9 protein-coding genes are annotated in these 13,713 nt (G+C 70.3%); 4 read left to right on the top strand and 5 right to left on the bottom strand.

Annotated elements, in window-relative coordinates:
- Positions 1-12: 12 nt before the first annotated feature.
- On the bottom strand, positions 13-1,296 hold the full coding sequence (locus tag ALA01S_RS21580; RefSeq protein ID WP_066340883.1) for an AAA family ATPase: 1,284 nt from the start codon (positions 1,294-1,296) through the stop codon (positions 13-15).
- A 1,110-nt stretch (positions 1,297-2,406) separates the two neighbouring features.
- On the opposite strand from ALA01S_RS21580, the gene ALA01S_RS21575 reads away from it, so the two are divergent.
- From ALA01S_RS21575 to tssA, 3 genes are all read left to right on the top strand, one after another.
- On the top strand, positions 2,407-3,879 hold the full coding sequence (locus ALA01S_RS21575; protein WP_169805976.1) for a replication initiation protein: 1,473 nt from the start codon (positions 2,407-2,409) through the stop codon (positions 3,877-3,879).
- A 70-nt stretch (positions 3,880-3,949) separates the two neighbouring features.
- Positions 3,950-4,864, top strand: coding sequence for a dienelactone hydrolase family protein (locus ALA01S_RS21570; RefSeq protein WP_066340879.1), 915 nt, complete (start codon positions 3,950-3,952; stop codon positions 4,862-4,864).
- A 147-nt stretch (positions 4,865-5,011) separates the two neighbouring features.
- The gene (gene tssA, locus ALA01S_RS21565) at positions 5,012-6,091 is read left to right on the top strand and encodes a type VI secretion system protein TssA (protein ID WP_066340877.1); all 1,080 of its coding nucleotides are present in this window, start codon (positions 5,012-5,014) and stop codon (positions 6,089-6,091) included.
- A gap of 54 nt (positions 6,092-6,145) precedes the next feature.
- Here the strand turns inward: tssA and ALA01S_RS21560 are convergent, their stop codons facing one another.
- From ALA01S_RS21560 to ALA01S_RS21545, 4 genes are read right to left on the bottom strand one after another with little or no spacing between them, the layout of a single operon-like run.
- Entirely contained in the window at positions 6,146-7,006 is an 861-nt protein-coding gene (locus tag ALA01S_RS21560) for an OmpA family protein (protein ID WP_084267797.1), read from the bottom strand.
- A 4-nt stretch (positions 7,007-7,010) separates the two neighbouring features.
- Positions 7,011-7,994, bottom strand: a complete 984-nt coding sequence (gene tagF / locus ALA01S_RS21555; protein ID WP_066340874.1) for a type VI secretion system-associated protein TagF — start codon at positions 7,992-7,994, stop codon at positions 7,011-7,013.
- Positions 7,991-11,764 carry a type VI secretion system membrane subunit TssM gene (gene tssM / locus ALA01S_RS21550; RefSeq protein ID WP_066340873.1) on the bottom strand — a complete coding sequence of 1,258 codons (3,774 nt, stop codon included), beginning with the start codon at positions 11,762-11,764 and terminating at the stop codon, positions 7,991-7,993. Before tssM ends, tagF begins: the two co-directional genes overlap by 4 nt.
- A 47-nt stretch (positions 11,765-11,811) precedes the next feature.
- Complete coding sequence (locus tag ALA01S_RS21545; RefSeq protein WP_066340922.1) at positions 11,812-12,642, bottom strand: M15 family metallopeptidase; 831 nt, start codon at positions 12,640-12,642, stop codon at positions 11,812-11,814.
- A gap of 217 nt (positions 12,643-12,859) precedes the next feature.
- On the opposite strand from ALA01S_RS21545, the gene ALA01S_RS21540 reads away from it, so the two are divergent.
- Positions 12,860-13,591 (top strand): hypothetical protein, encoded by a 732-nt coding sequence (locus ALA01S_RS21540; protein WP_066340867.1) that lies wholly within the window; start codon positions 12,860-12,862, stop codon positions 13,589-13,591.
- Positions 13,592-13,713: the final 122 nt, after the last annotated feature.

Here is a 13,713-nt window from a genome sequence, read left to right as displayed (position 1 = left end):
GGTCTCCTGCCTTCAGGCCGGGTTGGCGTTGCGCCACAGGGTGCTGCGCGTCATGTGCTCCACCAGGTCCACCGCCTTGTCGTAGGCGTCGCGCGCGCGCAGCAGCGTCTTTCGGCTGCCCACGTACTTGGAGATGTCGTAGACCGTGTTGAGGCTCATGCCGCCCACGCGCACCGCGGCGGTTTCGGGGATTTCGAGGTTGAGCAGGTGGCGGCCGAAGCCGTCCTGCATCCACTTGAGGATCTCCTTGGTGTGCAGCTTGGTGTTGTCCACCTTGCTGGGCACCACGCCAATCCACGAATACACCTTGCTGGCCAGGCCGCGGTCGGTGCCGGCGAGCTCGGCCATCATGGAAAAGAACTGGCCGGAGCTGGTGAAGTCCAGCCCTTCCGGCGGCAGCGGCACCAGCAAGGCGTCAGCGGCCCAGTAGGTGGTCATGGTCAGGTAGGACAGGGCCGGCGGCGTGTCGATGATGATGAAGTCGTACTCGTCACGCGGGCCCAGGCGCAGGGCGTTCTCCAGCACCTCCAGGAACAGGAAGTTGGGCTCGGCCGAGTTCTTCATCAGTGCCGCCTGCTGGCGTATGGGCAGGAAGAACTCACCGGCAAACAGCGAGGAGTTGCCCGGCACCAGGTCGATGCCGTCCCAGTAGCTGGCCTTGATGGACTCCTGCAGCGTGGAGCGTGCGCCTTCGCGGTCGCGAGGCAGCATCAGCGGCATCACGGTTTCCTCGGCGTCGAAGTCCGTGGGCGTGAGGCCGAACAGCGACGTGAGCGAGCCCTGCGGGTCGTAGTCGATGCATAGCACCTTGTAGCCGCGCAGCGACAGGCCCTGCGCCAGCGACATGCTCAGCACCGTCTTGCCCACGCCACCCTTGAAGTTGCCCACGGTGATGACGGCACCCTGCTGCCCCTCGGCGCGGTGGTGCATGGAGCCTTCGGCCCGCACCCAGGCGCGCGCGTCTTCCAGCGTGAACATGCGGTTGCGCGAGGCGGAGGCGCCTTCTTCGGAAACGGCCTTCTTGCCAGCACCTGTGGGCAAGCCGCGTTCGCCGGCGCGCTGCAGCAGGCGCTTGAACTTCTCGTAGGACTGGCCGCACAACTCGGCCACCTGCGCCGCGTTGAACACCGGCGGCGCCTTCATGCCTTCCGGGCGGAAGATCACCTGTTTGATGCGCTCATTCAGGTTCGTGACGCGCTCGCCCAACTGCTGCAGGTCCTCCATGGACACCGAGCTGGCCGTTGCCACGGCGTCCTTGGTCCGGCCCTGCGCCGCCCGTTCGTTGGCCACTTCCATGCGTATCCCCTACTCGTTCATTCGACGGGCTGCACTGTAAACCAGGCTCATGCCTGCGGATCGCACTTTGCATCGCCGAGCAACACACTGACCGTCAAATTCGTGTTTTCACCAAATCCACGGTTGAAGAGTCATTGACCATCGAATACCGGACCAACAATCGCCCGTGAAAAGCTACCAAGCCCCAAAAGGGCTCACCCCAAGCCCGGCTCCCTGGGCCAGAACGGGCGGGCCATCCCGTGCGACAAGGGTCGAACCGGAATACCGCTTTTCAAAACGCTGCCCAAAACAGCTCACCTTGCTGACCCAGGCAGCCCCAAAACCGCTCACCTGAAGCCGTTCGTGAGGGTTTCGCCGCAGTCCCCAAAACGGCTCACCTCTGGGCTCTGGTCGGCCGAACAGGAACGGCCCCAAAAAGCTCACTCCAACGCTCGCCGTATCGCCCCGGAGTTGCCACCTGCTTTCCCCAAGAAAGCTCACCTTCAACCGGCGCTCGCTGCCATGCGCTTGCCCAAAACGGCTCACCTCAGCCGAACCTTGTAGTGACCCCTTGACACCGCGGCGTGGTCAACAAACCGATCAGGACGACGTGCCCTGTTCGAAGCAAGCGGGCTGGCACATCGACTCCGGCGAACATATCCACTCACCCCACGGCCCAAGACAGCTCACCTCAAACGTGAGCGGCCCCCATATCCACTCACCCCAAGCCCCAAAGCAGCTCACCCCAAGCCCCATAAACGCTCACCTGGAACAGGAAATAGTCAAATAAAAACAAGCACTTGGCGAGTCAGCAAATATCAAAACCTCAATTCCGATATTTCAATGTCTTCAAGCGCGCGCTCCGAGCTCATAAAATTTTCCTGATGCCATCGGACTCTGTGGCCTCTTCGCTGCGCTCAGGTGAGCGCTGTTGACCACAGCGCACTTCTCGCGCACAGTCCGGCTCCCGTTCGTGGAGCCCTCTTGAAAAAGCCCGTCCTTTCCCAATCCGAATTGCCCCTCAAGCGCTCGGGGCAGGGACGCCAGGCTGCGGTCAAGGAACCAGTGGCTACCGGTCCCGCCCCCGTCATGCCGTCGGCATCGGTGCCAGTGCCGGTGAACCGCGGCGCCATGGTGGTCAAGCCTGTTGAATCCATCGCGCTGCGGGTAACTAAGGGCAAGGCCACGCTGTTGGGCCGGCGCTTCTGGAACTGCCTGGTCAAGCATGCGCAGTCGCAAAGCCCAAACGCCGACAACATGTACGAGATGCCGGTGGCCCTGCTGAAAAAGCTCAGCGGCTTCGACAGCAAGAACATGGAAGTGCTGGCCACCACGCTCACCGAGCTGCAGACCATCGCCGTGAACTGGGGCGACAGCCCGCGCAATTTCAACCGCGAGTCCTACCGCTGGGAAAGCGCCACGCTGCTGAGCTACGCCTCCATACGCAAGAAGCCCGGCGAGGGACCCACGCTGGTGTTCGACTTCCATCCGGCGGTGCGGCCCTACATCCTGAAGCCCGAGGTCTATTCGCTCATCTCGCTGGAAATCCAGCGGCGCTTTCGCACGGTGGGTGGGCTGGTGCTGTACGAGATCGGCGAGCGCTACCTCTCCAGCCCAAACGGCCTGTCGGTGCGGCTGCACTGGACGGAGTGGCACCACATCCTCACCAGCCGCGGCCGCGACGCCGGCGGCAAGGGCAAGGCGCCGGAGTGGAAATACTTCAAGCGCGACGTGCTCGACCCGGCCGTGCGCGAGGTCAACAAGGAACAGGACAAGTTCAGCATCGACTACCACGTCGCCAAGGCGGGGCGCTTCACCACGGACTTGCAGTTCGTCGTCAAGGCCAAGCGCAAGGCGCTGGGCGAGGCCGAGGGCGTCGAGCCGTCGGCCCTGGAGCGGCTGGCGCAATGGGGCGTGCCGGACGCCGAAGCCACGCGGCTGCTGCAGCGGCTGGAGCCGCAGGACCGCGCCAAGGCCGTGGAGACCGTGGAGCGCCGCCTGCAAAAGAGCGCCCAGCTCGGCGAGGTCAAGAGCATCGCGGCCTACTTGCAGACGGTGGTGACGCAGGGGCTGGAGAGCGGCGCCTTCAGCGGGGCCTTTCCCGACGTGCCCGATGCCGAGCCCAAGCCTGTCGCAGCCCCGGCGGAGCAGGGCGGCAAGGCGAGCGCGCGCAAGGCACCGACAGCGGCTGCAGCGCCCGCCACACCTGCCGCTCCCGAAGCGCTTGGGGTTTTTCCAGCGCCAGCCGTGCAAGAGCCTCCCCCCGCTGTGGCCGAACCCCCCGCGCCGCCTGCATGCAGCGCCGTCCCGCGCGCGGCTGTGGTGCCCCAGGTGGCCGAGCTGTGGATGGCGGCACGGGATCTTTTCCTGGTTTTGCCGGAGCCCGACAAGCAGCACTGGTATGCCCGCTACGAGGCCGAGCGGGTCGGCCCGCAAGCGGCGCTGGCCGTCAGCCCCGACTACGGCCGGCTGCCGGAGGTGCGCATCTGGCGCGATTTCCAGAAGGCGCGCCAGCTCAACCCGGCGGCACGGTTGGGCACTTCGGCCCTGGTCTATTTCTCCAAGTGGTTGGCGCCGGTGTGGACGCAGGAAGGGCGTTTGTAGCCGCCGCCTGCCGACGTGGTCCTGGCGCGGGTACAACGCGGCCTCCTTGTCGTTTTACGGGAAGCCATCCATGTCCGATGACCAGAACGGGCGCCGCCGGCCGACGGCAGCCGACTTCCACCCCGAGGTGCTGCGCCTTTTCGACCAGTACGTGCATGGCGGCATGGACCGCCGCATGTTCCTGGACCGCGCCGCGCGCCATGCCCTGGCTGCCGGCACCACCGCGGCGGGCCTGCTGGCCGCGCTGAGCCCGGATTTCGCCGGGGCGCAAAAGGTCGCGCCAGCTGACGCGCGGCTGCGCACCGAGTGGGCCGAATTCGCCTCGCCCGCCGGCTACGGCAAGGCAAAAGCCTATGTGGCACGCCCGGCGCAGGCCGCTGCGGCGCTGCCGGTGGTGCTGGTGGTGCACGAGAACCGCGGCTTGAATCCGCACATCGAGGACGTCGCGCGGCGCCTTGCGCTGGAAAACTTCATCGCCGTGGCGCCGGACGCGCTCTTTCCCTTGGGCGGCTACCCCGGCGACGAGGACAAGGCGCGCGAGCGCTTTGCCCAACTCGACGCGGCCAAGACGCGCGAGGACTTCGTTGCCGCGGCGCAATGGGCACGCGGACTTGCCGGCGGCAACGGCCGGCTGGGCGCGGTGGGTTTTTGCTGGGGCGGCGGCACGGTGAACATGCTGGCCACGCGCATGCCGGAGCTGGCCGCGGGTGCGCCCTTCTACGGGCCGGCGCCGGCGCTGGACCAGGTGAAGAACGTCAAGGCGCAACTGCTGCTGGTCTTTGCCGACCAGGACGAGCGCATCAATGCCACCTGGCCGCCCTACGAGTCCGCGCTGCAGGCCGCGGGCGTGCGCTTCGAGGCTTTCAAATTCGCCGGCACGCAGCACGGCTTTCACAACGACACCACGCCGCGCTTCGACGAGGCCGCGGCACGCCAAGCCTGGAGCCGCACGTTGGCGCTGTTCAACCGCATGCTGCGCGCCTGAGCCGCGGGCGGCAGGGCTTTCACGGAGGGACGAAGCGCCCTGTGCGCCGCTCGCGGATGCGGCTACGGTGAAGCCTGCAGTTCCAGGCCACGGGCCGGACCGTTGCAACGGCTCCCGTGAACTCAGCGTCCACCCCCGTCAGCCGCCATGGACCTCGAACTTCTCCTGCAGCCCCTATCCGCCGAGCAGCCCTGCGGCGACGATCTTTCGTTTTCGCCGGAAGTGGACGCCCTGCGCGAGATGCGCCGCGAGGACGACCCGTCCCTGGCGCAGGGCGAGTGGGTCACGCCGCTGAAATCCGCCGATTGGGCCGGCGTTGCGCGCGGCTGCGAGACGCTGCTGCGCACCCGCTCCAAGGATTTGACGTTTGCCGGCTGGCTCACCGACGCCTGGGCACGCCTGCGCGGCTTCGAGGGCCTGGCCGAAGGCCTACGGCTGACCGCCGCGCTGGTGGAGCGGCACTGGCGCACGCTGCACCCATTGGCCGAGGACGGCGACCAGGAACAGCGCGCCGGTTGCCTGGCCTGGCTGACCGTGCGCGTGGTGGAGCTCAGCCGCAGCCTGCCGCTGGTGGCCGTGGACGCGCAGCCCATGGGCCTGGTCGACGTGCAGGCCGCGCGCCGGCGCAAGGCGGCCGCGGACGACGCGTCCTGCCCCGACGGCGAGGCAACGGCCGTGGACGCGCAGGAGCCGCCCCCTACGCTGGACGCCACGCTGCGCGCCGTGGCCGCCGGGGGCCACACCGCTTTCGGCGCCCAACAACAAGCCATCGCGTCCGCCCAAGCCGCCTTGCTGCAATTGCAGGCCGCGGTGGATGTGCAGTTGCCGCAGGACGGGCCGTCCTTCGCCGCGGCACGCAACGCGCTGGAGCAGGTGGCCGAGGGCTGGACGCGCATTGGGCGCGAGGCCGGCGTGGCCGAGGCGCGGCCGGACGGGGCGGCCGTCATGGCGCCGGCCGCCGTGGCCGAGGCATCGGCGCCGCCGGCGCCGCGCCTGGCCGGCGGGCCTATCCAGTCGCGGGCGCAGGCGCTGCAGCAGTTGCGGCTGGTGGCCGACTACTTCCGCCACGCCGAGCCGCACAGCCCCGTGGCTTACCTGGCCGACAAGGCGGCGCGCTGGGGCGAGATGCCGCTGCACGAATGGCTGCGCGCCGTGGTGAAGGACGGCATGGCACTGGCGTCCTTCGAGGAGTTGCTGGGCGTCGGGCCGCGCGAGCTGCGCGGCTGAGGCGCGGCGCGGGCCGCCGCATCCGGCCCGCTTCAAGCCTTCTTCAGACCGGTTTCAGGCCAATACCCGGAATTCGATGCGCCGGTTGCGGGCCCGCCCTTCGGGGCTGAGGTTGTCGGCCACCGGCTGGTCCGGCCCGGCGCCGGCGGTCTGGATGTCCGCGGGCGCGATGCCCTTGTTCACCAGGTAGGCCTTGACGGCCTCGGCGCGCGCGGCCGAGAGCTGCAGGTTGGCCATGCGGGGGCCGCGGTCGTCGGTATGGCCTACCACCTCGAAGCGCCGGCCGGCGAGCTGGCGCAGCAGCGGCAGCAACTCGTCGAGCACCTGCGTGCCCGCGGGCGTGAGCGTGGCGTTGCCGGGTTCGAAGGCGATGGTGCGCCGCGCCACCGCCGCATCCAGCATCTGCTGCGTGGGCGCGGCCACGTTCAGGCCGTCGCGCACGGTGTAGGTGGGGTTGTTCAGGCGTGCAGCGAGCTGCTCCAGCACTTGCTGGCGCACCGTTTCGCCGGGGACGCGGCCGCTGATTTCGACCACGTTGCCGCTGATGCGCAACTGTCCCTGCGTAACTTGCCGCAGGTCCGGCGCCAGCGCGCGCTGCACCTGCGCGGCCCAATTGGGTGGAGCCGTCAGCTGGTCTATGCCGAGCTGGTCCACGACGCGGGCGGCGCCGTAGATCTCCCGTACCCGCGTGAGGATGGCCGCGCGCGTGGCCTCGTCCGGCACCGCGCCGGACACCACCACCGGCCCCTGCGCGCCGGCTGCCGCCTGGACCTGCGTCTGCGTCTGAACTTGCGGCTGCGGCGGGTTCTGCGCCCGCGCCTGCGGCAGCGGCTGGGCCGCCAGGACGAGCAGCAGGGCGGCCCGGGCCCCCGCGGGCAGGGCAGGGCAGTGCAACCGAGCAGTCAACGAGCGCATGGCGTCACTCCTTCAGAAAGGCGGTGCCGAAAAGGTCCGCCGCCTCGCGCAGCGGCAGCGTGGGCTGGCGCAGATGGGCGTCGAGCCGGCGCAGCGCGGCGTCCTGCGCCACGTGGCCGTCCACCCAGCACGGTGCGTGCAGCGTGATGAAGGCGTCCTTTGCGGACGCGGGCGTGAACAGGGCCTGCAGCATGGCCGGCGACGCGCCGGCGAAGCCCACCAGCAGCGTGGGTTCGGCCGGTGCCCCCGCGCAAGGCAGCAGCAGCATCAGCTCGAAGTCGCCGCGCGCCAGGAAGCGGGCGATCAGCCGCAGCCACAGCGCGGCCATGGCCGCGGCCTGGTGCGGCCGGCCCGGCAGCGGCAGCCGCAGCCCCGTGTCCAGCCGCGACAGCCCGCTGTCCGGCACGGGCTGCAGCAGCAGCCCAAGGGCCAGCAGCACGCGGCGCAGGTCCACGCCGGGGTGGCTGTGCTCCAGCAGCGCCTGCAGCTCACCCAAGGTCTGCCGCGACACGAAGTCGCCGTCCTCGCGAGCCCAGGCGTCGGCTTGCGGGGCGATGTCCAGGCGCACTTGGCGGGCGCCGGCCAGCACGCTGGCCGCGTCGTCGGCGGCGCAGGCGCGCGCGGCGAGGTCCTGCAATTGCAGCCAGGCCGGTCCAAGCACCAGCGGCGCCTGGGCGATGAAGGCCATGGGCGCTCCGATTTCGAACGACGCCGTGGCCACGAAGGGAAAGCGCCGGCCTGCCGCATCGGCACTTGGGCGCAGGTGGCCGGCCAGCGCCACGCGGCTGCGCACGCCCAGCACGGCGAAATGGGCACAAAGCGCGCTGTCGTAGAGCTGCTTCCAGCGCGGGTCCTGCGCCAGATCGGCCAGGGCGCGGCTGAGCCATTGGTCTAGCAGCCGGGTGAGCGCTCCTTGCCGCGTGCTGCACACGAAATCGCCTCTGGAGCGCAGCTTGCCGAACCAGGACAGGGCCGCCGTGCCGCTCACCGCGCCGCTCCCGTGGCGGTAGCGGTGGCGGTGGTGGCGGGTGCAGTGGCGGCCAGCGCCACTTGGGCCGCGTCCTCGCCGGCTACCAGCCCGGGCAGCGACAGTCCGCGCAAGCCAGCACCGCCTGCCGGCGCCGCGCCGCCAGCCATCGGCCCAGGGGTGGAGATGGCCCGATAGTGGAGCGTGACGGCCAGAGAGCCCTGGCCGAGCGTGAGCTCGCGCAGGCCGTCGGCCAGCTTGGTGACTTGCGCGGCGTCTATCAGGCGCTCGAAACCGTAGGCTCCGGGTGCGTTGAACACCTCCACGGCCTGCCCGTCCAGCGCAATGCCGCTGATGCGTACGCCCGGCGTGGTGCCGGGCCGGGGCCAGACGAAGCTGCTCCAGCTCGCTTCGCCATTGCGGTAGCGCAGCACCTGGCCGTCAATGTCCACCGTGTACTCCACGAAGCCCGGCGCGCCCGTGGGCCGCAGTTGAAAGCTCACCTGCGCCGCGCCGGCTGAAGGCGATGCCGCGCTGTCCAGCGGCGCCACCCAGCCGGGCAGGCCCTGGGCGAAGGCCGGCCGCAGCCGCAGGCCCAGTTGCGCCCACTGGCGCGCGGCCACCTCGTCGCCGCGGCGCGTCACCAGCGGGCCCAGCGCCTCGGTGGCAAAGCGCGCCACCGCGCCGCTTGGGCCGAACACGTGCGCGATCTCCGCCGGCGCCGCCTCCACGCGCGAGGCCGGATCGAACGGGTACTTGCCCGCCAGCGTGAGCTGGAAGGGCTGCAGCACCTGTGCCGTCCATTGCCGGTTGAGCTCGGCCTCGGCGGCCGGCACCAGCGCGGCAAAGGAGCTCATGAGCGGACGCACCAGCAGCGGCCGCAGCGCGGCCTTGACGCCGTCGCTGGCGCCGGCGAGCAACTGCTCGTCCACGAAGCGTAGCGCCTCGGCCAGCTCGGAGGCGCCGCCCTCGAAGGTCGCGGCCATGAGCTGCCGCGCGGCCGGGCCGGCGTCGCCCTGGTTCTTCATGGTGTTCAGCCGCGAGCGCACGCGGCCCAGGCTTTGCAGATAGCCCTCCAGCAGCGGCGCTGCGCCCTCGCGCGCGGCCAGCAGCCGCTCCAGCGCGGCGAACTCGCGGCCCACGGCACCCATGGGCAGCGGCTCGGACGGCGCGGTGTCCGCCTTGACCTCCACTTGGGCCGGCGAGAGCTGTTGCAGCGACTGCCGCAGCCACTGCGCCACGCCCTCGCGCGCACGCGCCGCGTGAGCGTCTGCCAGCGACGGGTTGTCCCATGCCGTCTGCTCGTGCAGCGTGAGCAGCAGCTTGCGCAGCGGCGAGTCGGCGGGGTCGCCCAAGCGGTTCATGTGCGCCACGGCGGCCTCGAAGCCGGCGAAGTCCGCCACCGCCACGCCCTGCATGAAGCGCTGCCACTCGCGCACGTACTCGGCCTTGTAGAGGTCCACCAGCGTCTTGCGGATGTGCTGCGGGCTGCCTTGCAGCGAGAGGTCGTCGTGCGTGCTGGTCTTGAGCACCCAGTCGCTGCTTTGCAGCTCGTTGTGGGCCGCGTCGCGTATGGCGCCCTCGACGTGGCCCAGCCAGGCCTCGCGGGTGAAGGCGCCGCCCACCACGTGGCTGCCGGCGATCAGGGCCTTGTCCTGCTCGCCCACGATGCGCGCCACCGTGACGGGCGCGTAGCGCGTGGCGGCGCGGGCCTTCATGTCGGCATAGACGCGCTCGATGGCGGGCATGCCGCGCACCACGCGGCGCAGGTTCTCGCGCGTGCGGTCCACCAGGCCGAAGTTGTTGGCGATGACGGGAAACAGCGGGTCCTGCAGGTGCGCCATGGCAAACGAGATCAGGCTCTCGGCGCTGCGCATGAGCTGCTCGCGCGGCAGCGTGCCGCGGTTGTCCTCCAGCCAGCCGCGCCAGAAGCGGGTGACCTGGTCGGCCAGGTGGCCGGACTCCATGCGCTGCCGCTCGGCCAGCATGAGGTAAGTCTTGAGCGCGTTGTAGGCTTCCCCTACATCGGTGGGCGAAGCCTGGGCGTAGCGCGAAGCGGCTGCGGCCGTTGCCTGCGCATCGGTGCCGCGGGCGCTTGGGCGCAGCTCGGCGGCGTGCAGGTTGACCTCGCCCAAGTAGCCCTCCAGCGCCTGCGCCACCGGCTCCAGCATCACGCGGCGCAGGCCCTGGAACACCTCGCGGCGCAGCCGCAGCTCCAGCGCCTCGCCCTGGTACAGGCCCAGGCCGACGGTCCAGGGCCGCTGCGCGCGCCAGGCCGCCAGCTCGTCGACGCGGGCTTGCAGCAGCTCCAGCGCCTGCAGCCGCGAGGCCAGGTCGGCGCGGCCCTCCTGCAGCCGCTGCGCCTTCTCCAGGTCGGCCTGCACGCCGGCCACGAGCTGCCGGTTGCCCAGGTAAGACCAGGTCCAACCCCCTAGCGCCACGGACAGCGTGAGCACCCCCAGCGCGTAGCCCAGCGCGCGCAGCCGCCGCTGCGTGGGGTGGGCGCGCTGGCGTACCAGGTCGCGGTCGGCAAAGATCACATCAGAGAACAGCCGCTTGAGGAAGTAGCCCTGCTGCATGGCCTGCGCGGGCGCGGCCTCGCCCGCGGCCGGTGACAGGCCGAACTGCTGCGCCACCCCATCGGCGGGCGCCGCGGCCGCGTCGCCAGGCTGCACTGCGCTGGAGAAGTAAAAGCCGCGGAACACCGGGCGCACCTGATAGACGTTCTCGTCGAACAGCGTGGCGACGAAGCTGCGCAGCGCCGGCTGCAGCGCGGCAAACTCCAGCGGAAAGGCCAGCACCGAGGGCGGCAGCGCCTGGCCGCGGTGCAGCGTCATGTGTGCCAGCGCGGTTTCCTTGAGCCCCTCGCGCAGCTCGGCAAAGTGCTGGTCGAACAGCGCCACGGCGTCGGCGGCGGGCTTGCGCTCGTAGGGCAGCGTGGCGCCCCACACCTGTTCGCGATCCTGCGCGTCGTGGCCGGCGAAGAAGCCGGTGAAGCCGCCGATGAGGTCGGCCTTGGTGAAGAGCACGTACACCGGCGCGCTGACCTCCAGCGCATCGGTGAGCTCCTGCACGCGGGCGCGCAGGTCGCGGGCGAGGGTGATGACGTCCTGCGCCGGCGCGTCGCGCAACTGCGCCACGCTGGCCGTCACGAGGATGCCGTTGATGGGCGCCTTGGGCCTGTGCCGCTTGAGCAGGCGCAGAAAGCTCATCCAGGCCTCGCGGTGCTCGGCCTCGACCGCGTAGCGGCCGGCCGTGTCGAGCAGGATGCCTTCGCTGGTGAAGAACCAGTCGCAGTGGCGCGTACCGCCTATGCCGTGGAGGACGTTGTCCTTGCCGTGCGGGAAGGGGAAGGTCAGGCCGGACTGGACGACGGCGGTGCTCTTGCCCGTGGAGGAGGCGCCTATGAGCATGAGCCAGGGCAGCTCGTACAGCGCGGCCTGGCTGCTGCGGCGGCCCAGCCGGGAGCTTTTCAGGGTGCGAATGGCTTCTCGGAGTTGCGACCGCAACTCGTCTTCCTCCACCTCGCGCTGGTCGGCGCCGGTGCCCGCGGCGCTGGCCATGCTGCCTTCCAGCGCCTGCTCCAGGCCGGCGGCCGCCCGCCTGCCATGCCAGCGCCGCCAGGTGTGCTGCACCAGCCAGTAAAGCAGGGCCAGGGACAGCAGGCCCGCGGCCACGGCCAGCCGCAGCAGCATGGGCCAGGCGCTGAACCATACGAACGCGCCCAACAGCAGCAGGCCCAGTAGGGCCAGGGTGCGGGCGCTCAGGAGCAACTGCAGGAGGCGCTTCATGGCTAGAGCTCCGAAGTGGGTGAAAGGATGGAGTCCATGGCTGGCAGTCAGCGCGCGGCGTCGCGCCGCCACTCGACGTGGCCGTAGTCCCGGGGCGAGCGCCAGTCCCCGCCCCAGGTCAGGCCCAGCGAGCGCGCGACCTCGCCATAGGCCTGATAGCCCTGCATGGCCCAAGGGTCGCGCTCGGAGATGACGACCTTGCCGTCGCGCAGGAAGGCGCAGTCGGCGGCCAGGCCGAACTGGTGCAGGCTCTGGTTTGGGCCGGCGCGCGTCACCGAGGGGCCCAGCGCCGCCAGCGCGGCCTGGCGCTGCGGGCTGCGCCAGCCCTCCAGCAGCACCATGTCGTAGCCGTGGCGCTCGCGAACCAGCCGGAAGGCCAGCAGCAGCCGTTGTCGAAAGGCGGCGTCCAGCAGCTCCCATTGGCGACTGGCCAGTTGCGCCATGGGCAGCCATTGCTGCACTTCCGCAGTCATGAACAGCGCAGGCGGCAGCGGCGGTGGAGCCACCAGTTCCTCGCCCTGCAGCAGCGCGGCCACGCGCTGGTCCACGGCGCGCTCGGCGCCGTCCAGGCCGTCCACGCGCTGCAGCCCGCGCAGGCTCCATGCGAGCAGGGGCAGGAGCATCAGCAGGGCCAAGGCGGCGGCCAGCGGCAGCGCCCGGCGGCGCAGCATGCCGGTTGAGCCGGCAACCAGGTGCCGCACCCCGCGGCCGGCGTGGCGGGCCAGGGCCTGGGTGCCCAGCGTCCAGGCCGCCGCGGCGCGGCGGCCGCTTTGCCACCAGCGCCGCGTGCTGGCCTGAGCCCAATCGCGCACGGGTGCGAGCAGCAGTGCCGTCAGCGAGGCAGCCAGCAGCAGGTAGAACAAGACTCCCAGCAGCATGAGCGCGTCCAAGGTTGTTGGCCCGCTCAAGCTGCTATCGGGCCATCTGTAAAGTAAATTTGTGTAAATAGTTCATAAAGAGGCTGTCAAACGCCAGAGGAGTGCCCCGCGGTTCCCGCGAATGAGGGGGTATTGGGAGAAGCGCGAAGCGGCGCTGCGGAGTCCCTGACCAGACTGGTTCCCATCAACCAGGACCGCCAGGGGAGGGCATGGGCACATGGACTCACGACACACCAGCGCAGCGCCGCAGGCCGCGTGGCGGCCCAGCCTGATGCCGCAAGCCGGCGCCGCGCCGCGGCCCGGCCTGTGGGAGCCCGTGCCGCTGCTGGCCGCGCTGCACCAGGATCTGCCCATGCATGCGGACGCAACCGCCGTGGGCAGCCTGCAATCCTGCCTGGCCAGCCTTGCGGCACTGGCCTTCGCAGGCCTGGGCGTGGCGCTGATGCTGCACTGGTCGTCCCCCGAAGTCGCACGGGCCGCCCATGCCGCAGCGCCCGTGTCCGTCTCCCCGGCCGTGCAGGCAAGGGCGTTGGACACGCCGGCCACGGCGGCGTCCACGGCCTTCATGCCGGCACCGGCGGCCGCACGCATCGAGCGCATGGTTCCGGCGCCGGCTGGGCCCGTCTCCTCGCCGGCCTCACCACAGGCCGCACCGCCAGTGTCCGTGCCCCTTGCACTTGCGCCGCCTTCACGCATGGCCCGCACCAAAATGGCGGCTGCCCCACATGCGGCTCCGCACGCGGCGCCCGCTTCAAAGCGCGACCCCCACGCCACCGCCGCGGCGCGCGCCATGCCGGCTACCGCATCCACGCCCATGCCGCACAACCGGGCCGTGCAGGTCGAAGCCGAGTCCGCCACCGCTGGGCAGGCCGACGCCGACGCGGACCTGCTCCAGGCCGTGATGGACTGGCACGAGCAGCATGCGCCGCAGCCCGCATCTCGGCGCTGAGCCAAGCTCATGACCTGAGCCAGGCGAGGTTGCGTTGGAAACGAAAGCGGCGCGGCAGCAGAAAAATTTTCGCCAGCCTCTTGCGGCCACCAAAAAACCCCTGCTACACTCTCGCTTCTTCG

Origin of the sequence: Azohydromonas lata NBRC 102462 (genome assembly GCF_001571085.1) — a bacterium.
In the GTDB taxonomy this organism is placed as follows: Bacteria; Pseudomonadota; Gammaproteobacteria; order Burkholderiales; family Burkholderiaceae_C; genus Azohydromonas; species Azohydromonas lata.
This window is presented reverse-complemented; position numbering and strand designations above follow the sequence as displayed.

Bases quoted from the DNA above. Each gene is read 5' to 3' on its own strand.
- ALA01S_RS21570 (WP_066340879.1), top strand. From the start codon at position 3,950: ATGTCCGATGACCAGAACGGGCGCCGCCGGCCGACGGCAGCCGACTTC.
- ALA01S_RS21575 (WP_169805976.1), top strand. From the start codon at position 2,407: ATGGTGGTCAAGCCTGTTGAATCCATCGCGCTGCGGGTAACTAAGGGC.
- ALA01S_RS21580 (WP_066340883.1), bottom strand. From the start codon at position 1,296: ATGGAAGTGGCCAACGAACGGGCGGCGCAGGGCCGGACCAAGGACGCC.
- ALA01S_RS21540 (WP_066340867.1), top strand. From the start codon at position 12,860: ATGGACTCACGACACACCAGCGCAGCGCCGCAGGCCGCGTGGCGGCCC.
- tssM (WP_066340873.1), bottom strand. From the start codon at position 11,764: ATGAAGCGCCTCCTGCAGTTGCTCCTGAGCGCCCGCACCCTGGCCCTA.
- ALA01S_RS21560 (WP_084267797.1), bottom strand. From the start codon at position 7,006: ATGCGCTCGTTGACTGCTCGGTTGCACTGCCCTGCCCTGCCCGCGGGG.
- tssA (WP_066340877.1), top strand. From the start codon at position 5,012: ATGGACCTCGAACTTCTCCTGCAGCCCCTATCCGCCGAGCAGCCCTGC.
- ALA01S_RS21545 (WP_066340922.1), bottom strand. From the start codon at position 12,642: ATGCTGCTGGGAGTCTTGTTCTACCTGCTGCTGGCTGCCTCGCTGACG.